The 18677-nt window shown below is 61.2% G+C and carries 12 protein-coding genes, 2 tRNA genes and 3 rRNA genes; 8 read left to right on the top strand and 9 right to left on the bottom strand.

Annotated elements, in window-relative coordinates:
• Positions 1-22 precede the first annotated feature (22 nt).
• A tRNA-Glu gene (locus ACSR87_RS01300) sits at positions 23-97 on the top strand.
• 189 nt (positions 98-286) lie between these two features.
• Here the strand turns inward: ACSR87_RS01300 and ACSR87_RS01295 are convergent.
• Complete coding sequence (locus ACSR87_RS01295) at positions 287-1006, bottom strand: helix-turn-helix domain-containing protein (RefSeq protein ID WP_498529233.1); 720 nt, start codon at positions 1004-1006, stop codon at positions 287-289.
• 371 nt (positions 1007-1377) lie between these two features.
• On the opposite strand from ACSR87_RS01295, the gene ACSR87_RS01290 reads away from it, so the two are divergent.
• Positions 1378-2691: a 5'-deoxyadenosine deaminase gene (locus ACSR87_RS01290; protein WP_498529232.1), complete on the top strand. Its 1314-nt coding sequence runs from the start codon at positions 1378-1380 to the stop codon at positions 2689-2691.
• Between the two features lie 108 nt (positions 2692-2799).
• Positions 2800-3399 carry a GNAT family N-acetyltransferase gene (locus ACSR87_RS01285; protein ID WP_498529231.1) on the top strand — a complete coding sequence of 200 codons (600 nt, stop codon included), beginning with the start codon at positions 2800-2802 and terminating at the stop codon, positions 3397-3399.
• Between the two features lie 48 nt (positions 3400-3447).
• On the opposite strand, the gene ACSR87_RS01280 is transcribed toward ACSR87_RS01285, so the two are convergent.
• Positions 3448-3840, bottom strand: coding sequence for a hypothetical protein (locus tag ACSR87_RS01280; RefSeq protein ID WP_008576374.1), 393 nt, complete (start codon positions 3838-3840; stop codon positions 3448-3450).
• A 54-nt stretch (positions 3841-3894) separates the two neighbouring features.
• The gene (locus ACSR87_RS01275; RefSeq protein ID WP_498529230.1) at positions 3895-5085 is read right to left on the bottom strand and encodes a redox-regulated ATPase YchF; all 1191 of its coding nucleotides are present in this window, start codon (positions 5083-5085) and stop codon (positions 3895-3897) included.
• A gap of 270 nt (positions 5086-5355) precedes the next feature.
• Between ACSR87_RS01275 and ACSR87_RS01270 the strand changes: the two genes are divergently transcribed.
• A complete protein-coding gene (locus ACSR87_RS01270) occupies positions 5356-5733 on the top strand; it encodes a DUF8124 family protein (protein WP_498529229.1) in 378 nt (125 codons plus the stop codon).
• An 18-nt stretch (positions 5734-5751) separates the two neighbouring features.
• Positions 5752-6162, top strand: a complete 411-nt coding sequence (locus tag ACSR87_RS01265; protein ID WP_498529228.1) for a hypothetical protein — start codon at positions 5752-5754, stop codon at positions 6160-6162.
• 136 nt (positions 6163-6298) lie between these two features.
• Here ACSR87_RS01265 and ACSR87_RS01260 read toward each other — a convergent pair whose 3' ends face one another.
• The 5 genes from ACSR87_RS01260 to ACSR87_RS01240 all read right to left on the bottom strand — a co-directional run bounded on the left by ACSR87_RS01260 (position 6299) and on the right by ACSR87_RS01240 (position 13192).
• Entirely contained in the window at positions 6299-7843 is a 1545-nt protein-coding gene (locus tag ACSR87_RS01260) for a hypothetical protein (RefSeq protein ID WP_498529227.1), read from the bottom strand.
• Between the two features lie 341 nt (positions 7844-8184).
• Positions 8185-8306: ribosomal RNA gene (rrf, locus tag ACSR87_RS01255) — 5S ribosomal RNA — on the bottom strand.
• A gap of 113 nt (positions 8307-8419) precedes the next feature.
• Positions 8420-11332 (bottom strand): 23S ribosomal RNA (locus ACSR87_RS01250).
• A 217-nt stretch (positions 11333-11549) separates the two neighbouring features.
• Positions 11550-11621: transfer RNA gene (locus tag ACSR87_RS01245), tRNA-Ala, on the bottom strand.
• 97 nt (positions 11622-11718) lie between these two features.
• A 16S ribosomal RNA gene (locus tag ACSR87_RS01240) occupies positions 11719-13192 on the bottom strand.
• The 16S, 23S and 5S rRNA genes sit together here with 1 tRNA gene alongside, the layout of an rRNA operon.
• A 675-nt stretch (positions 13193-13867) precedes the next feature.
• Here ACSR87_RS01240 and ACSR87_RS01235 point away from each other — a divergent pair.
• Together ACSR87_RS01235 and ACSR87_RS01230 are read left to right on the top strand one after the other, a co-directional pair.
• On the top strand, positions 13868-14428 hold the full coding sequence (locus ACSR87_RS01235) for a TATA-box-binding protein (RefSeq protein ID WP_004041616.1): 561 nt from the start codon (positions 13868-13870) through the stop codon (positions 14426-14428).
• A gap of 85 nt (positions 14429-14513) precedes the next feature.
• Positions 14514-15299 carry a helix-turn-helix transcriptional regulator gene (locus ACSR87_RS01230; RefSeq protein ID WP_498529226.1) on the top strand — a complete coding sequence of 262 codons (786 nt, stop codon included), beginning with the start codon at positions 14514-14516 and terminating at the stop codon, positions 15297-15299.
• A gap of 171 nt (positions 15300-15470) precedes the next feature.
• Here the strand turns inward: ACSR87_RS01230 and ACSR87_RS01225 are convergent, their stop codons facing one another.
• Complete coding sequence (locus ACSR87_RS01225; RefSeq protein ID WP_004063115.1) at positions 15471-16676, bottom strand: Cdc6/Cdc18 family protein; 1206 nt, start codon at positions 16674-16676, stop codon at positions 15471-15473.
• A gap of 1382 nt (positions 16677-18058) precedes the next feature.
• On the opposite strand from ACSR87_RS01225, the gene ACSR87_RS01220 reads away from it, so the two are divergent.
• The gene (locus ACSR87_RS01220; protein ID WP_498529225.1) at positions 18059-18541 is read left to right on the top strand and encodes a hypothetical protein; all 483 of its coding nucleotides are present in this window, start codon (positions 18059-18061) and stop codon (positions 18539-18541) included.
• The last annotated feature ends 136 nt before the right edge of the window (positions 18542-18677 follow it).

The raw sequence follows: 18677 nt of genomic DNA, 5'->3' as shown, positions 1-18677 counted from the left end.
ATATCTGGTGATGTACCAACGTGCTCTGTTGGTGTAGTCCGGCCAATCATATCACCCTCTCACGGTGATGACCAGGGTTCGAATCCCTGACGGAGCACTTCTCTCACTCTTGAACCGCGAGCGATAGCGAGCGTGTTCGGTTCCGAAATGCGACGAAGGGTTCGAGCAGCGAGCAACGCAACGCGTTGCGAGTGAGTTCGAATCCCTGACGGAGCACTTCTCTCAATCCCCGAACTGCGAGCGACAGCGAGCGTGTGCTTTTACGTGGCACGATTTCGCACTGCACCTACAAGTCGGGGTCACCGAGTTTCGACATCACGAGGTCCTCGGCGGTTCGCAGTCGGTACTGAACCGTCGAACGTGGCACGTCGAGCACGTCGCTGAGGTCTTCGACGGTCACCTTTCGCGGGCGCTCGTAGTAGCCGTGTTCGACGGCGGTTTCGAGCGCCTCCCAGTGAGCCGACGAGAGGTCGGCCGCGATGCGCGATTCGGCGTCCCAGTTACCGGCGCTCGTGAGGTGTTCGACGTCCAGTTGCAGTCCCTCCCGGAGCTGCGCCTCGATGGTCTCGTACAGTTCGCCGAGCGGGTGGTCGCCGGGATAGAGAATGCGCCAGCGGTACGCGCCCGCGCGGCGGGACGACTCGAAGATGACCCCCGGCCCGACGTGTTCGAGGACGTAGCGCGGAATCGAGTGGCAGTTGCTCACCTCCTCGCGGTAGGTGTAGACGGTCATCGAGTTGTCCGAGCGGTCGAGGACGTGGTAGTTGCGATGGGTGTGGCAGTCGGGCGCGTCGAGACACTCGTTACACCGCGTCTCGTCGAGGAACACCTCCTCGAACGCCGACAACGCCTCCGGCGTGCCGACGACGTGGTCGACCCGCCACATCACGTCCGTGGTGGACGAACAGACCGACGACCGGGACCGCAGGCTCGGGTACTCGTAAAACAGGTCCATTAGCTCGTCGGTGCCCTCCGAGAAGCGAACGACGAATTCGAACTCGCGCATTCGGTTTCCGCTCTGTCGCGGAGCGACTTAGCAGGTACTAATCAGACACCGACCGCGTTCTACCTTCGTTCCGATTCAGACTCGGCTTCGGGGCACACCACTCACTGAAGTTAGCAGATACCAACAGAACTGAGAGGACACCTGAGCACGGAGTAGCGACCACGACGAACGGACACCGAACGCCGCGCGTCAGGCGTGGTTTCCACCCGCTCTTTCGGACGCGCGCTCGCGTCCCGCTGGTTCGTTCGTCCGCGGGGACCGGTTCCGACCGTCCCCACCCCCACCACCGACTGCACTCGAACGCTCCAACCAACCTCGGACGACGGCCGGGTCACCACCTATTTTACGCCCGGTCGTCTACCCGCACGAGGATGTTACTCGCGGGAACGGTGGTCGTCGACGCGTCCACCATCATCGAAGAGGGTGCCGTCGTCGTCGACGGCGACCGAATCGTCGCGGTCGGAGCGCACGCGGACCTCACAGACCGGTATCCTAACCACGAGCGACGCGAGTTCGGCATCGTCGCGCCGGGACTGGTCGGCGGGCACGTCCACTCGGTGCAGTCGCTCGGAAGGGGCATCGCCGACGACACCGAACTCTTGGATTGGCTCTTCGACCACGTACTCCCGATGGAGGCCGGCCTCGACGCGGAGGGGATGCGCGTCGCCGCCGAACTCGGCTACCTCGAATGCATCGAGTCCGGCACGACGACGGTCGTCGACCACCTCTCGGTCAATCACGCCGAGCAGGCGTTCGAAGCCGCGGGCGAGATGGGTATCCGCGGACGCATCGGGAAGGTTCTCATGGACACGAACGCTCCCGAGGGACTCCAAGAAGACACCGACGCGGGCCTCGCCGAGTCCGAGCGCCTCATCGAGCGCTATCACGACAGTTTCGACGGGCGCATCCGGTACGCCGTCACGCCGCGGTTCGCCGTCACCTGCTCGGAGGCGTGTCTGCGGGGCGTCCGCGACCTCGCGGACCGCTACGACGGCGTCCGCATCCACACCCACGCGAGCGAGAACCGAAGCGAAATCGAGACGGTCGAAGACGAGACGGGAATGCGCAACATCCACTGGCTCGACGAAGTCGGTCTCACCGGCGACGACGTCGTTCTCGCACACTGCGTCCACACCGACGACTCCGAGCGCGAAGTGCTCGCAGAGACCGGCACGCACGTCACCTACTGCCCGTCATCGAACATGAAGCTCGCGTCGGGTATCGCGCCGGTTCCCGACTACCTCGACCGCGGCATCAACGTCGCACTCGGCAACGACGGCCCGCCGTGTAACAACACGCTCGACCCCTTCACCGAGATGCGACAGGCCAGTCTCCTCCAGAAAGTCGATGCGCTCGACCCGACGAGCACGCCCGCCGCGACGGTTTTCGAGATGGCGACCCGCAACGGCGCGAAAGCCGCCGGCTTCGACCGCGTCGGCGAACTCCGCGAGGGGTGGAAGGCCGATATCGTCGGTATCGACGCCGACCGCACGCGAGCGACGCCGCTCCACGACGTGCTGTCTCATCTCGTCTTTGCCGCCCACGGCGACGACGTGGTGTTCACCATGGTCGACGGCGACGTGCTCTACGACGAGGGCGAACACGTTCGCGCGGACGCCGACGACATCCGAAAACGGGCTCGGGCGGTCGCCGACAGTCTCGACTCAGCGCCGACGAGCGACTGAACAGCGTCTCCGCCTGCGAGACCACCTCGCACGCGAGACCGGCCGGCCGCACCCGCGAGGCCCGCCGCCATCGTCGCCTCTTTCTCTCCGCGCGACGCCACCCGAGTTATGACCGTCCGACTCCGCGCGGCGACGCCGTCCGACCTCCCCGCAATTCGAGAGATTTACGCGCCGTTCGTCGAAGACACCGCGATTTCGTTCGCCTACGACCCGCCGAGCGTCGCGGACCTCGAAACGAAACTGGAGCAGAAGACCGACTACCCGTGGCTCGTCTGCGAACTCGACGGCGAGGTGGCCGGCTACGCCTACGCCGGCGCGATTCGAGAGCGCATCGCCTACCAGTGGGCCGTCGAGACATCGATTTACGTCCGCCCTGAGTTCCAGCGCCGCGGCGTCGCCCGCGGCCTCTACACGGCGCTTTTGGACCTGCTCGAACGGCAAGGCTACGCCTCGGCCGTCGCCGTCATCACGACGCCGAACCCCGCGAGCATCGCCTTCCACGAGTCGTTCGGCTTCGAGCGCGTCGGCCGTTTCGAGCGCGTCGGCTACAAACACGACGCGTGGCACGACGTGGAGTGGTGGAGCCTCGACCTCGGCGACCGCCCCGACGACCCCGACCCGCCGCTGTCCGTCGCCGACGCTCGCGACCGTGACTGGTGGGACGACGCGCTCACCCGCGGTGCGGCGCTCGTCGAAAACAGCGCATAACGGTTCCACCCGAACCGAGTCAACTCCCGTCGTCCGACTCGGTCGCGTTCAGACGCCGGCTTCGAGGGAGTCTTCAGTCTCGGCGTCCGCCGAGTCGCCTTCCTCGGCCGCCTCGACTTCGTCTGCCGCGTCGGCGGCTGCTTCGCCCGTCGCTCCCTGTTCGAGTACGTAGCGCTCGACGCCGGCGGAAAGCATTCCCTGCCAGTCGTCGAACTCGGTGTTCGCGTCGACGTACCGGTCCAACTCGTGGGTCGGTATCGACTCGAAAGAATCCTGATCCGCGACCGCGAATCCGCTTTCTTCGAGGAATTCACTAATCGATGCCGCCTCACAATGTGACTCGACCCACGGCGACGGGAACAAGTCGGCCAGCGTTACCTCGCCGCCGAGACCCCCAATCTCGACGTCGAGTGTCGCGGCCGTCGTTTCGGCCTCACCCATACCCGGGTCCTACGTCCACGGATATAACGGTGTTGCGGTTGGCGTCCGAGAGAGTCAGTTGGTCGAGACGATTTCGACCACGTCGCGGTGCGAAAGCTCGTGGTCAGACCCGATTTGGCGCTTCGAGTGACAGTCGATGCCGTGGAGGAGGCCGTCGCCGATGTCCGAATGCAGATGGTACGCGAAGTCCTCGGTCGTCGAACCCTCGGGCAGGATAAAGCAGTCGCGGAAGACGCCCTGCGAGTCGCTCTTGCCGTTGGCGCTGCCGGGGAAGATGGCAATCGCTCCCATCACGTCGAACAGCGCGTTTTCGAGCGACTGCTGGACGCCCGTGCCGCCGAACTCGGTGACGAACTCGCGAATCTGTTCGAGGCCCGCCTCCTGTTCGTCGCTCACGTCGCCGACGATGTCGAAGTCGTCGTCGCCGGGGCGGTAATCGACGACGCCGCCCTCGTCGGCCTTCTTCAGCGCCTTTTCGGCGTGTGCCGAGGTCGGGACGAACGTCAGGTGTTCGTAGTCCGAATCGGCCGTGATTTCCTCGTAGTTCTCCTGGGAAACCGGCTTGTCCATCTTGTTCGCCGCGATGATGATCGGCTTCGTGCGCTTTCGAATCTCGCGGGCGAGCGACTCCTTGTCCGCGTCGTCCCATTCGTCGGGGTCGAGTTCCAAGCCGAGAGAAAGGATTATCTGCTTGATTTCGTCCTTGTTCGTCTTGAACGCGGACATCTGCTCCGCGAGGTCGACTTCGATATCTTTGTCCTCGCCGTGATAGCCCGAGCGGTAGCGGTCGATACCTTTCTCTAAGACATCGAGGTACCACATGTCCAGTTCGTTTTCGAGGAAGTCGATGTCCTCGCGGGGGTCGTGGCCCTCCGTCGCCTCGCCTTCGATGTCCGTCTCACCGGAGAAGTCGACGACGTGGACGAGCACGTCCGCCTCGTTGAGGTCGGTGAGGAACTGGTTTCCGAGGCCCTTTCCCTCGTGCGCACCGGGGATGAGCCCCGCCACGTCCACGAGTTTGACGGGGACGAACCGCATTCCGTGGTCGCAGTAGCCGACCGAGGGCGTACACGACTCGTCGAACTCCGGGGCCGCACACTCGACGCGGACGTACGCCTCGCCGATGGAGGGGTCGATAGTCGTAAACGGATACGCGCCCTCGGGTACGTCGTTCATCGTCGCCGCGTTGAAGAAACTCGACTTCCCGACGGACGGTTTTCCGACGAGACCGATCTTGTAACTCATTCGTTGGTCGGACTGGTGTCTCGAACGCTAATAACCGTTCGACGTTCGCCTCGCCGTGCGTGAAATTCACACGCTACCGGGGCCGAGGAGGGTGATTCTCCGCGCCCGACTCCCGGGTTCGAGCACCGGAGAGGTGACGCCGTCGTCGGGTTCGGAGCGGACAGCAGCTGGGTCCGGTTCGGTGTCGGAGGTCTCCTCGTCACCATCCGATGAGTCGACGCGACGACGCCGTCCGGTGCATCTTTGTCTTCACGTCCCCGACTGCCGGGCATGACCGACCCCGACGAGACGGCGAGCGAACCCGCATCCGCGTCGACTGCGGACTCCGGCGCGGCGACCACCGACTCCTCGTCGGACGGCGCGACCGACGCGGACACGTTCCGCGTCGGTATCCACGTCACGGAGACCGAACTCCGGTTCGTGGTCAACGTCCCGTCCGACATCGATTCGGGGTGGACCGACCCCGACGCGTTCCAGCGACTCGTCGAACGCGTCACCTGGGAGCAACTCGACCAGCGGACGACGCTCCAGACCGTCGCGACCAACGCCGCCGAGGGCGAGACGGTGTTTCTCGGTACGGTGACGCTCCGACCGGACGAGACCGTCGTCGACCACACCCTCCGCGTGCCGCCGCTCGACGGCGCGTGACCCGACTCGGCGTCACCGATGACCGACCCCACGACTGAGACCGCGATTCGCGAGATGCAAGACGCCGCGCTCAGTCGCGCGCTCACCGACGACGACCACGCGAGACAGTCCCTCGCCGTCGCGGGCGCGCTCGAAACGGCCAGAACGGAAGCGACCGACGTAGCGTTCGACGGTGGCGGCGTCACGCTCGCGGCGTCGCTCGCGTTCGTCTCGACGCTGTTCGCGCACCGGCGCCTCCGCGAGTCGCTCCGGGCGAGCGTCCGCGCATCCGACGATTCGGCGTGGTATCCCAGCGGCGCTCCCGCCCGCGTCGACGACGACCTCGTGGTCGCGGGCGCGCGGCTCGCGGTTCGACGGTTCGACGCCGACCCGGCGCTCGTCGCCGCGCTCGGTGACGTTTCGATAGAAAGAGTCGCGTCGGGCGAGTGAGTAGCCCGACCGTCAGCCTCTGACAACGACGGTCGGGGGCGTAGCGGGATGGGGTGCCTCTGATCCACAGTACCCGCCCGGACGCGGAAGGCTGAAGCCCGAACCCCACGCTCGCTGCGTGGGGAACGTATATTAGTTAGTTGTTGGCGTGGTCCGGCGGGCCACCGCCGTTACCGTTGCCGTTCGATTCGTCATCGCCCGAGTCGTCGTCATCCGACTCGTCCGAGGAGTCATCGTCCGACTCGTCGTCAGCGTCGTCCGCAGTCTCAGACTCCTCGTCGTCGGCCTGCTCGGTTTCGTCGGTCTCTTCGTCTTCCTCGTCGTTCGCCTTATCGTTGTTCGCGTGCTCCGGCGGGCCGGCGTTACCGTTCCGGGCGTTGCCGGAGTTACCGGGCGCGTCCTCGTCGCCGTCAGCGTCGTCGCCGTCCTGCGGACCGGCGTGGTCCGGACGCTTGTCGTCCGCGTTACCCGGGTTGTTCTCGGTCACGAAATCGGAGACGGCCTGCCCGAGCGGGCCGTCGCTACCCGTGTCCTTGAGACGCTCGACGAAGCTGCTGACGAGCTGTCCGAACGGGTCCTCGGCGGCGACCTCACCCTGCAGGGTGACGGTCGTCTCGGCGGTGAGGCCGTCGTGCTCGGCTGCCACGTCGACCGTGACGGTCTGCAACGGCGAGATAAGGTCAACCGTACCGTCCGCGTCCGTCTCGTACTCGCCCGCGTCCGTGTAGTTCCCGTCGACCGCGACCGAGGCGTTCTCGACTGGGTCACCGTCTTCGGTCACGGTGATGGTGACCGACTCGTTTTCGTCCTGCGAGACGGCGATGTTGAGGTCGTCAGCCTCGACTTCGACCGTCGTCTCCGCGGTGAGACCGTCGGCGGTCGCAACGAACGTCAGGTTCGTCGTGGTCGTCGGCTCGGCAACCTCGACGGTTCCGTTTGCGTCCGTCTCGTACGTACCGTTGCCCGCGTAGTCCGTCCCGTTGACCTGAACCGAGGCGTTCTCGACGGGGTCGCCGGCCTGCGTGACGGTCGCGATGACCGTGTCGTTGGCGTCGTCAACCTCGGCGGAGACCGAGAGGTCGTCGCCCTCGACCGCGACCGTCGTCTCGGCGGTGAGGTCGCCGTCCATCGCAACGAACGTCAGGTTCGTCGTGGTGGTCGGCTCTGCAACCTCGACGGTTCCGTCTGCGTCCGTCTCGTACGTGCCGTTGCCGGCGTAGTCCGTCCCGTTAACCATGACTGACGCGCCTTCGACGGCGTCACCGTACTGGGTGACGGTGGCGACGATCGTGTCGTTAGCGTCGTCAACCTCGACGGAGACATCGAGAGACTCGTCGACCGGGACGAGGACGACGGACGAGGTGGTCGTGTTGCTCCCCTCAGTAACGGTGACCGTCGCGTTCACGCGTTCCTGCGGATTGGGGAGGTCGACGGTGCCGTTCGTCCCCGTCGCGTACGTTCCGTTTCCGGCGTAGTTACCGCTCGATTCGACGACGACCGTCGCGTTCTCGACGGCCGTCTCGTTCCGCGTCACGGTCACTGTCGCGTCGCCCGTGTCGGCGTCCTGCGTGACGCCGACCTGGAGGGCATCGGAGCTCGCTGCTCCGACGGCCCCGGGGACCATCGCGACGGCGAGCATCGCAACGACCATGACTACGGTGAAGTGTTTGCTGCCGCGCATGCAACCCTTCCTTCTAACCCTGATACGGTAAAAGGGGAGAATCGTAACCCCGGTTTTCGCTGAATTTCACCCCAATCAACGCGTTCGAAATCGGGGCGTCGTCTATCGATTTCGTCGAGTTTCACACTGAACGACTGACTGGTCGGCGTCGAAATGCTCTCGTGGTCGGATGCAAGCGGATGCCGCCCGCTTTGCGAGAGCGTTGCCACTCTTGAACGACGGAAAGACGCGACCGAACGCGGTCGCTCTGTATCTATCTGCGAGCGACTGTGCGTGCCGCTCTGCATAAAATGAACAAAGCCCACTGGACACGATGTCCAGTGGGCTTTGTGAAGTATGAGTAGGGGCGGCGAACTGGATTTCCCAGAGGATCGCTCACTCCAGTACTGACCAGAACGCAGGTGAGCTTAACTTCCGTGTTCGGGATGGGTACGGGTGGAACCTCACCGCTCTGGCCGCCTTAATACCGATCAACGGAATCGAACCGTTGCCATACCAATATCGGTCGGGCCGTCTTACCAATGTGTTCGTGCAATCCAGTTTGCGCCTGGACCCGTTCTCGGGTCTCAGTGCGTATGAATGTGGCTTGGACTGTTAGTGCTCGCGGGCTTAACAACTCGTTGCCTCGTTGCGTACACCCCGAGTCTATCGAACTCGTCTTCTACGAGTGTCCTCAGTGGAACTTCTTTTCCGTGTGGGTTTCGAGCTTAGATGCGTTCAGCTCTTACCCCGTGGTGCGTAGCTGCCCGGCATCTGCCCTCTCGGACAACCGGTACACCAGTGGCACCCATTCGTAGTTCCTCTCGTACTATACGAACGTTCACGTCAAGTTCCTTAACACCCCCAATAGATAGCAGCCGACCTGTCTCACGACGGTCTAAACCCAGCTCACGACCTCCTTTAATAGGCGAACAACCTCACCCTTGCCTGCTTCTGCACAGGCAGGATGGAGGGAACCGACATCGAGGTAGCAAGCCACCGGGTCGATATGTGCTCTTGCCGGTGACGACTCTGTTATCCCTAAGGTAGCTTTTCTGTCATCTACGGGTCCCATGAATGAACCTCGTAGGTTCGCTAGACCACGCTTTCGCGTCAGCGACACTCGTTGGGAATGTCACTGTCAGACTTCCGTTTGCTCTTGCGCTCTTCCACGAGTTCCCGACTCGCGTGAGGAAATCTTTGGGCGCGCTCGATATCTTTTCGAGCGCGTACCGCCCCAGTCAAACTGCCCGGCTACCGGTGTCCTCCGCCAGGAGTGAGAGTCGCAGTCACTAACGGGTAGTATTTCAATGCTGCCTCGGTGGCCCGCTGGCGCGGGTACCTGTGTAACGGCTCCTACCTATGCTGCACATTAGCGACCACGTCTCAGCGACAGCCTGCAGTAAAGCTCTATAGGGTCTTCGCTTCCCCTTGGGGGTCTCCAGACTCCGCACTGGAACGTACTGTTCACCGGGCCCAACGTTGGGACAGTGACGCTCTCGTTGATCCATTCATGCAAGCCGCTACTGAAGCGGCAAGGTACTACGCTACCTTAAGAGGGTCATAGTTACCCCCGCCGTTGACGGGTCCTTCGTCCTATTGTACTAGGTGTTCAGATACCCGCACTGGGCAGGATTCAGTGACCGTACGAGTCCTTGCGGATTTGCGGTCACCTATGTTGTTACTAGACAGTCGGAGCGTCCGAGTCACTGCGACCTGCTCGGTCAAGAGCAGGCATCCCTTATCGCGAACTTACGGGACTAACTTGCCGAATTCCCTAACGTCGGTTGATCCCGACAGGCCTTGGCTTGCTCTGCCAGCGCACCTGTGTCGGATCTCGGTACGAGCTTCTTGCTTGTCTTTTCACGGGCTCTAGGTACCGCCGAGTTTCCCTATCTCACCATTCGTTCGCTTCGTGCCGTTACGGCTTCCACGAATTTCGGTGATTTGACGGGGCGAAGGCCCCGCTCGGTGTTTCCTAAAGCGTCGACGTTTGGTGCAAGAAGGTACTGGAATATTAACCAGTTTCCCTTTCATCTAATTCGAATTACGGTTAGACTTAGGATCGACTAACCCTCGGCTGATTGACAGTGCCGAGGAACCCTTGCGCGTAAGGCCGTCGGGGTTCACACCCGACTCTCGCTGCTACTGAGACCATGATTTTCGTTGCTGCACGGTCCACACGAGATCTCTCCCGTGCTTCCACCCATGCAGTATGCCAACCTACGGAATCGTGTCATACGACACGCCGCCAGGTCTCGGAGGTGGATTTGAGTCCCGATCATTTTCGACGCCTCGAACCTCGGCCGGTAAGCTGTTACGCTATTCTTAGAGGGTAGCTGCTTCTAAGCTCACCTCCCGGCTGTTTAGGGCTCGAGACAATCTTCAATCACACTTAATCCACACTTTGGGTCCTTAACCTGGCTCTGGGTTGTCTCCCTCACGGTGCACAAGCTTACCCCGCACACCGGACTCCCTGAGTCTACGACGTTCGTAAGTTCGGAGTTTGACAGGGAAGCGAACTCCTCTCGGAGTCCGGATTCCCAATCGGTCGCTCTACCTCACGAACTATCTCATCAGAGGTCATGCTTCGACATGTTTCGGTTGGAACCAGCTGTTGCCAAGTTCGATGGGCCTTTCACCCCTACACCAGAGTCACGAGAGGGTATTGTAGGACACCAACTCTAACGGGCCTCCACGCAGCTTTCGCCACGCTTCGCCCTGCTCCGGCGTAGATCACTTGGTTTCGGGTCGCATCCGGTTGGCTCCCCGCCCTTGAAGACGGTGGCCCTGGTCAAAGACTGCGGCCGTATCGGTTTCCCTATGCCTCCGGGGGTTCTCCCCTTAGACTCGCCAGTCAGATGCACTCCATGGTTCGTTTTTCAAAACGCACGACGTAACATCGGCTTCACTCGAGTCATACTACGGGATCGCTCCCAGTTCTTTCGTCGAGTGACCTTGTATGCCACGTCGCTCTATCGCCAACTGATTTCAAGCCCTATTGCACCGCCCTGTTCGGGGTGCTTTTCAGCGTTCGCTCACGCTACTTGTTCGCTATCGGTCTCGAGGAGTGTTTAGTCTTCGCAGTTGATGCCTGCGAAATTCACGAGGGATATCCAACCCCCGCTATTCTGGAACAACCCCGGGATCTAGTTCTTATGTTACGGGGTTTTCACCCTGTATCACGCTCCGTTCCAGGAGACTTCACATAAGATCCAGGTCCGTTATGGGTAGTCCGTACACCACATTGCCCGAAGGCTTCGGTTTGGACTGTATCGCGTTCACTCGCCGTTACTAACGACATCGCGGATTGCTTTCTTTTCCTGTTCCTACTAAGATGTTTCAATTCGGAACGTTCCCCATTGCGCGAGGCAATTGCGTGGGGATTCCCATTCGGAGATCCTCAGTTCTTTCCCTCCATGCGGGTCCCTGAGGCTTATCGCAGCTTGGCACGTCCGTCATCGGCTCTCGAGCCGAGCTATCCACCAGCTGGCACAGTAGCCAGTTGATATAGTCACTGTGACCCGGAGAACGGGTCCAGTGGACGCCTGGATTGCACGTACACACGGTTTCATCAAATCCCCTCGGTGACGACCCGAGGCGAATTTTCGACCCTTCCCAACCTCGCTTGCGCGGGATGGTGCATCTGTCGTCAGTATCCATTCATCCGAAACGTCTTGCCACACTTAAGGGGCACGATCGTTTCGGAGTGGAGTACTGCTTACCATGGACCCACAGGGATTCGAACCCTGGGCATCCTCCTTGCAAAGGAGGCACTCTACCACTGAGCTATGGGCCCGTGTTAGCCCTAGTAGTTCTAAGGTGTCCGAACGGGTGTCATTGGTGAACTCGGAAGATCGCGTGTGAGCCACCCCGTCGGGGTGGTCTCGGTTGTTAGGAGGTGATCCAGCCGCAGATTCCCCTACGGCTACCTTGTTACGACTTAAGCCCCCTTGCGAAGCCCAGATTCGACCACCGTGTGGTGGCCTCATCCGGACCTCACTCGGGTGCTTTGACGGGCGGTGTGTGCAAGGAGCAGGGACGTATTCACCGCACTCTATTGAAATGCGATTACTACCGAATCCAGCTTCATGAGGGCGAGTTTCAGCCCTCAATCCGAACTACGATCGAGTTTAGGAGATTAGCGTTCTCTTTCGAGATAGCAACCCATTGTCTCGACCATTGTAGCCCGCGTGTAGCCCAGCTCATTCGGGGCATACTGACCTACCGTTGCCCGTTCCTTCCTCCGCTTTAGCAGCGGCAGTCCTTCTAATGTACCCAGCCAGTCGAAACTGCTGCTGGCAATTAGAAGTGCGGGTCTCGCTCGTTGCCTGACTTAACAGGACGCCTCACGGTACGAGCTGACGGCGGCCATGCACCTCCTCTCTACAGCGTCGTGATAAGGTCATCAACCTGATCGTCATCACTGTAGTCGGAGCTGGTGAGATGTCCGGCGTTGAGTCCAATTAAACCGCAGGCTCCTCCGGTTGTAGTGCTCCCCCGCCAATTCCTTTAAGTTTCATCCTTGCGGACGTACTTCCCAGGCGGCTCGCTTCTCGGCTTCCCTACGGCACAACACAGGCTCGTAGCCTGTGTCACACCTAGCGAGCATCGTTTACAGCTAGGACTACCCGGGTATCTAATCCGGTTCGAGACCCTAGCTTTCGTCCCTCACCGTCGGATCCGTCTTCTCGAGGTGCTTTCGCCATCGGTGGTCCGTCCAGGATTACGGGATTTCACTCCTACCCCGGACGTACCCCTCGAGCCTTCCGGTCCCAAGCCACGTGGTTTTCACCGGACGCCCGCCAGTTGAGCTGGCGGATTTCCCGATGAACCTTCGTGGCCGGCTACGGACGCTTTAGGCCCAATAATATCGGTCATCACTTGAGCTGCCGGTATTACCGCGGCGGCTGGCACCGGTCTTGCCCAGCTCTTATTCCTCGACCGCCTTACAGTCGAGAAAAGCGAGGACTATATGCCCTCGCACTTGGGGTCCCCTTATCGCACTTGCGTGCAGTGTAAAGGTTTCGCGCCTGCTGCGCCCCGTAGGGCCCGGAATCTTGTCTCAGATTCCGTCTCCGGGCTCTTGCTCTCACAACCCGTACCGATTATCGGCACGGTGGGCCGTTACCCCACCGTCTACCTAATCGGCCGCAGACACATCCTACGGCGCCGGAGCGTTTGGGGGAGTCGGCATTTCCAGCGCGACTCCCCTATGAACTATTAGCCTCAGTTTCCCGAGGTTATCGTTCTCCGTAGGGTAGTTTGTCCACGTGTTACTGAGCTTTCCGCAACGAGTCTAAACTCGTGCAACTAGCATGGCTAAATCGGACCCCAATAGCAATGACCTCCGGCAGGATCAACCGGAATGGGTCGCGACCATTTAAACCTGGTCGCGGGGTGTTGGCGGGTGAATGGCAGCGGTATGCTGTCAAATCACCGTTCAAAGGTCCGAGTTCGCGTGACATCCGTTCGGATGTCACCGAACTACTAGGGCTAACATCAGATACCGTCTTGCGGCGTACCGCAGGGGCGGAATCCTCATTTCCTTCGGACCTGAATCGAAGTGATTCGAGGGTATAAACCCTTCGAACCTCGTTCGGTTCGGGTCCGGTGAGGCAGGACGCGTTGAATCGCCCTGCAATCGCGGTGTGTCGTTCGCATTCATCCGAAATGCCTTGGACCACTTAAGGCCGTCGTATCGTGGCGACCCCCGGGACGGTGTGTCATCCCGGTGGGCGCCTGACGACCTTGGGGTCAGGGGCGTTCGGTGGAAGCCGTCGGGGGGAGTACCCCCGTGCGCTTCTTCGCATTAATCCGAATGCCCGGGATACATTTAACCTCATTGATTTAGTAGCTCTGTGAGAAAAATAGACACGAGGCGTGCCATAACTTCACGCGCGGACAGTTGTGACATCAATTCGGTCAAGCGAGAAATCAATGTATTAGTTTCGCGTGCGTGCGAGCGCTGACAGAATCGACCCGTTGAAGTCGGTTTATAACGGGTCGCTTTATAAGGCCGGAGGTACGATTCACGTGCGAGCAATGAGTGGGCCGGCAGACTCCATCGAGATTCAGAACGTAGTCGCATCGACCGGGATCGGTCAGGAGCTCGACCTCGAAGCCCTCGCCGACGACCTCCCCGGTGCAGATTTCAACCCGGACAACTTCCCGGGCCTCGTCTATCGCACCCAGGACCCGAAAGCCGCTGCGCTCATCTTCCGGTCGGGGAAGATCGTGTGCACGGGCGCGAAAAGTATCGACGACGTGCACGACGCACTCGGGATTATCTTCGATAAGCTCCGTGAGCTGAAGATTCCCGTCGACGACGAGCCAGAGATAACTGTCCAGAACATCGTTTCCAGCGCGGACCTCGGACACAACCTGAACCTGAACGCGCTGGCCATCGGGCTCGGTCTCGAAGACGTCGAGTACGAGCCGGAGCAGTTCCCGGGCCTCGTCTATCGGATGGACGAGCCGAAAGTCGTTATCCTCCTCTTCGGTTCCGGGAAAATCGTCATCACCGGAGGAAAGCGGACGGACGACGCGGAAACCGCCGTCGAGGAAATCGTCGAGCGCATCGACGCGCTTGGACTGCTCGGCTAGGCGTTCCCGAACTATCCGATTTTTCGCCGTGCTAAGTGTCTGAACACCCATAAGTGTGAAATGGCGAACAGTGTAACAGAGGTACATGAGTGCGCGGGAGGACGTAGCGTTTCTCGTTGGGTCACAGAGTCGAGAGGCGATTCTCCGGGCGTTGGCGGTCGAACCACGCCGACCGACAGCGCTCGCGGAACACTGTGACTGCGCCCGGGAGACGGCACAGCGGACACTCGCAGGGTTCTGTGACCGAGGATGGGCGAAAAAGAAATCCGACGGACTGTATCACCTTACGCCGGGCGGAACGATGGTCCACGAACAGTACGAGCGGTTCATCGAGACGGTCGAATGCGCCGACCGAATGAGCGAGTTCCTGGCGAACGCCGCAGACATCTGTGAGAACGCCCCGCCCGGTGTCCTCGGTCAGATGAACATCACGACCGCCGCGGACAACGACCCGCACGCGCCGCTTAACAGGTACTTGACTATCGTCGGAAGCGAGCCAGTCGACCGCTTCCGCGGAGTCACGCCCATCGTGAGTCGTGTGTTCAACGAATCGGCCGAAGCGGTGCTGGGGGAAGATACCCGGATGGAACTCATCGTCGACCGCGGCGTCCTCGAGCGTTCGATAGACGCCTACCCGGACTCCTTCGAGCGTGCGCGGGACCTTGACCAGTTCGAACTTCGAGTCACCGAGGAGAACCTCGATTTCGGCCTGCTCGTAGTCGACGGCCACGGCCTCGTCTCCGCCTACGACGAACACAACAACCTGACGGCCCTCGTGGACGGCGACGCGTCGGAAGTCGTTTCGTGGGTCGAAAACCTGTACGAGTCGGTCCGCTCGAAATCAGTGCCGATTGACCGCCTCGAAACGTGAGTCGGTGCCGACAACCGGCGTGACCGGGTCGGTCACGCGTGAATATTCCAATCACATGATGCTGCAATAAACTATAAGAGGCCACTCTACGGAGGTACGCCTGCGGTAGTACGGCGTTCCCGCTAGCCGGTTCGGCCCTCACACGCCCCGATCGAGAGTTCGATTCTCCACTCAGGAGTCCGTATTCTCGATGAGGACGTCCCTCACCACGTCCGGATCCTCGAGCAGTTGGTGCTTGGTGTAGCTTCCTTCCGCGCTCCCGCCGCTGTGTTTCGACTGCTCGATGATGTCGAGAAAGGCGTGCTCTTTCAGGAGGTCTCGAACCCGCCGCAGCGACAGGCTATCGGAGCCCTGCTGTCGGCAGATGTTCTCGTAGACCTCGTAGACGCGGCTCGTTCGGAAGCCGTCTTGTTTTTCGTTCGAAAGCGAGAGGATGGCGAGCGCCTGCAACACGTAGCGAGAGTGCGGTGTCGACCCGCGAATCAGCTCGCGGAAGCGGTCGGTCTCCGCGCGCTGGCGCGCCTGCGTGACGAAGTTCTCCTTGACGGTACTTGCCCCCATGGACTGTGCGATTTCTCCCGCGTACCGCAGGATGTCGATTGCTTTCCGGGCGTCCCCGTGTTCGCGGGCGGCGAGCGCCGCGGCTCTCGGAATCGTCGATGGGTCCAACACACCGTCGCGGAAGGCGTCGCTCCGGGCGTCCATGATGTCGCGAAGCTGGTTCGCGTCGTACGGTGGAAAGACGAACTCGCGCTCGCAGAGGCTTGATTTCACCCGCTCGTCCATCCGGTCTTTGTACTGAATCTTGTTGCTGATACCGATGACGCCGAGCTTACAGCCGGCAATCTTCCCCGCCTCACCGGCTCGCGAGAGCTGCATGAGGATGTCGTCGTCGCTCAGTTTGTCGATTTCGTCGAGGATGATGAGAACTACGTCGTACAGCGAGTCGAGGATGCGCCACAGGCGTTTGTAGTACGTCGATGTCGAAAGTCCCTTATCGGGGACTTTTATCCCGGTAATCGAGGTGTCGTTGACGCTGTCGGCGATGGTCTGGACGGCCTGCGTCTCGGTCGTGTCCTGCGCGCAGTCCACGTAGGCGAACGTCGCTTTCACGCCCTCCTCTTCGGCCGTCTCGACGAGGCGCTGGGAGACGTACTTCGCACAGAGCGACTTCCCCGTCCCAGTTTTCCCGTAGATGAGGACGTTGCTCGGGCTCTGTCCGAAGATGGCGGGGTTCACCGCGGTCGCGAGATCCGAGATCTCGTCGTCGCGACCGACGATGCGACCCTCGCCCGGGAGGTGGTTAATCTCCAACAACTCCTTGTTGGCGAAGATGGGGTCCTCCCGGGTGAAGAGGTCGTCGCTGGCGTTAGGCATGTTCGCAACACACCACGTTTCCGGTGAAAGGACTTACCATTCGACTCAGCACACACACACCACGTTTCCGGTGAACGCTCACGAACCCCGGTTTCCCGTCCACACGAAACGGAGGTATTGATTCACCGGAAACACGGTGTGGGGGAGTCTACCTGACCCCACGAAGCCGGCTACTCTCACTTCGCGTCCCGCCTGAGGACGGAGAACGCGCACGAAGCCGACGAGTTACGTCGGCACCGACGCCGTGTGTGCGCTGTTGCTGGAAGCGGTCTGTGACGAGAGTCGGCTGTGAAGTTCCGTCTCGCCATGAATCGCTCAGATTCACGGGAGTTCGCGAGACCTCGTAGAACCTTCCAGAACGGACCGAAATCACGGACTGGGCTGACTCGCAAACTCCGGAAAACACGCGTCTAAGACGAACGGTTCGATTCGAACAGTACTCGAGTTACGAGTATTTCTTTACTTCACGAGTGTATCAATGGACGTTAACACAGATATACTATTTAATTATTGCTACTCGTACTACATCGGAATCCCGACGCGAGTCGAGTGACTGCCGGACCGCGCCTGATGGGCTCGCCTGGTTGACTCACCGGAAACGTGGTGTCCCATCTCGGTCTCCCGCAGTGTCTCTGCTCTCCAGATAGAACTCTTATTGCAGGTGTTTTCACCGGAAATCCGGTGTGTTCAATATAAGTGGTTCGATTCGGGTGGCCCCGAAAATGAGGGGAAAGATACGAACGCGCACACCCGTGTTTCCATGCGTTTTCCGCTGCCAGGCGCGTGGTTCGGTTCACCGGAAACGTGGTGTGCGCGTGACTTCGCTCTCGTGACTCATCGGCTGTTCGACCGCTCTCCGACCCCCGCGGGACTCGCCTGCCCTGCATGGTATTTCACCGGAAACACGGTGTCTGTCAGCGTTGCTACGTTCTCCGCCGAGCCGGACGAAGCTGGCGACGGAGAGCTGGCCGGTGGGCGACCGTCTGTCGTTCCCGTCCTTACGGCTCGTGGTATCCCGGCTCTGTGACCGGGTTTCCGGTTCTCTATCTTCCCCTCATTCACCGGAAACGTGGTGTCTCTGCCCGTCTCACCCGGTCTCGGGATTCACCGGAAGCGAGGTGTGGGGTGTCGCGAACACGATGTGGTGAGTCGTCGACGACGACCGACCGGACCCGGCCGAGCCGTCACCCGCCGACACCGACGTCTACACCGGTCTTGGACCGGACTTAGTTCTCACTCGTTCACCGGAAACGTGGTGTGCATGCGACTCTCGTGCATCCGTGCGTAGCCTCCCGGAACGAGCCTCGAAACGTTCTCCCCTGGCGGACTGTGTCGTTCCCGTGGCGTCAATGCAATTACCCAGGGGGACGAATCGGTAACGTATGCGTGCGCTCAGTCGCTTGTGGGTGCGCCTCGGCGAGGTCGTGTTTAATCGCGACGACGACGGAGCGTGGTCTCTCGAACGCTCCCGTTCGACGGAGACGCGGTGGTCGCGCCCGGGGGAGCGAGTCGATTGCTTCCGGTTCGACGACGGCTACGTGACCACCGTCCACTACGAAGACCGAGAGGTCACGTGGCAGTTGACTCCCGGTCAGGTCCCGCTCGCGAGCGCGCTCGCGATGGCGAAGCTCTACCTCGAACACGAACTGACGCCGCAGACCGACCCGGAGGGACGGCCGTTCGTCGGTCTCGCTGAACGGGGACCGGTTCAGGTCTTCGAGGAGATTCCCCCCGAGCCGGTCGAGTACGTCTATCTCGACGGCGTCCGGACGCTCGAAGAGTTCCCCGAGTTCCTCACCGTCGACGGCGACTTTCGGGCCGTGTTCGACCGGATGGCTCCCGCGCGGTCGAGCACATCCCGATAGTATCGCCTCCGTTCCGATAACGTGTTTCAACGGGGGACCGCTTCGACGAAGCCGAGTCGCTTCTGTCTTCTCGCTCTCTCCTCTCTCCTCGCTCTCTTCGTTCCTTCCGCCTCCGCTCCCCCTGAACCCTCGCGTG

The sequence above is a fragment of the Haloferax sp. SDI50 genome, assembly GCF_059802635.1.
This window is presented reverse-complemented; position numbering and strand designations above follow the sequence as displayed.

Excerpts from the sequence above, each read along its gene's own strand:
- ACSR87_RS01295 (WP_498529233.1), bottom strand. The coding sequence starts at position 1,006 with ATGCGCGAGTTCGAATTCGTCGTTCGCTTCTCGGAGGGCACCGACGAG.
- ACSR87_RS01290 (WP_498529232.1), top strand. The coding sequence starts at position 1,378 with ATGTTACTCGCGGGAACGGTGGTCGTCGACGCGTCCACCATCATCGAA.
- ACSR87_RS01285 (WP_498529231.1), top strand. The coding sequence starts at position 2,800 with ATGACCGTCCGACTCCGCGCGGCGACGCCGTCCGACCTCCCCGCAATT.
- ACSR87_RS01280 (WP_008576374.1), bottom strand. The coding sequence starts at position 3,840 with ATGGGTGAGGCCGAAACGACGGCCGCGACACTCGACGTCGAGATTGGG.
- ACSR87_RS01275 (WP_498529230.1), bottom strand. The coding sequence starts at position 5,085 with ATGAGTTACAAGATCGGTCTCGTCGGAAAACCGTCCGTCGGGAAGTCG.
- ACSR87_RS01270 (WP_498529229.1), top strand. The coding sequence starts at position 5,356 with ATGACCGACCCCGACGAGACGGCGAGCGAACCCGCATCCGCGTCGACT.
- ACSR87_RS01265 (WP_498529228.1), top strand. The coding sequence starts at position 5,752 with ATGACCGACCCCACGACTGAGACCGCGATTCGCGAGATGCAAGACGCC.
- ACSR87_RS01260 (WP_498529227.1), bottom strand. The coding sequence starts at position 7,843 with ATGCGCGGCAGCAAACACTTCACCGTAGTCATGGTCGTTGCGATGCTC.
- ACSR87_RS01235 (WP_004041616.1), top strand. The coding sequence starts at position 13,868 with ATGAGTGGGCCGGCAGACTCCATCGAGATTCAGAACGTAGTCGCATCG.
- ACSR87_RS01230 (WP_498529226.1), top strand. The coding sequence starts at position 14,514 with ATGAGTGCGCGGGAGGACGTAGCGTTTCTCGTTGGGTCACAGAGTCGA.
- ACSR87_RS01225 (WP_004063115.1), bottom strand. The coding sequence starts at position 16,676 with ATGCCTAACGCCAGCGACGACCTCTTCACCCGGGAGGACCCCATCTTC.
- ACSR87_RS01220 (WP_498529225.1), top strand. The coding sequence starts at position 18,059 with ATGCGTGCGCTCAGTCGCTTGTGGGTGCGCCTCGGCGAGGTCGTGTTT.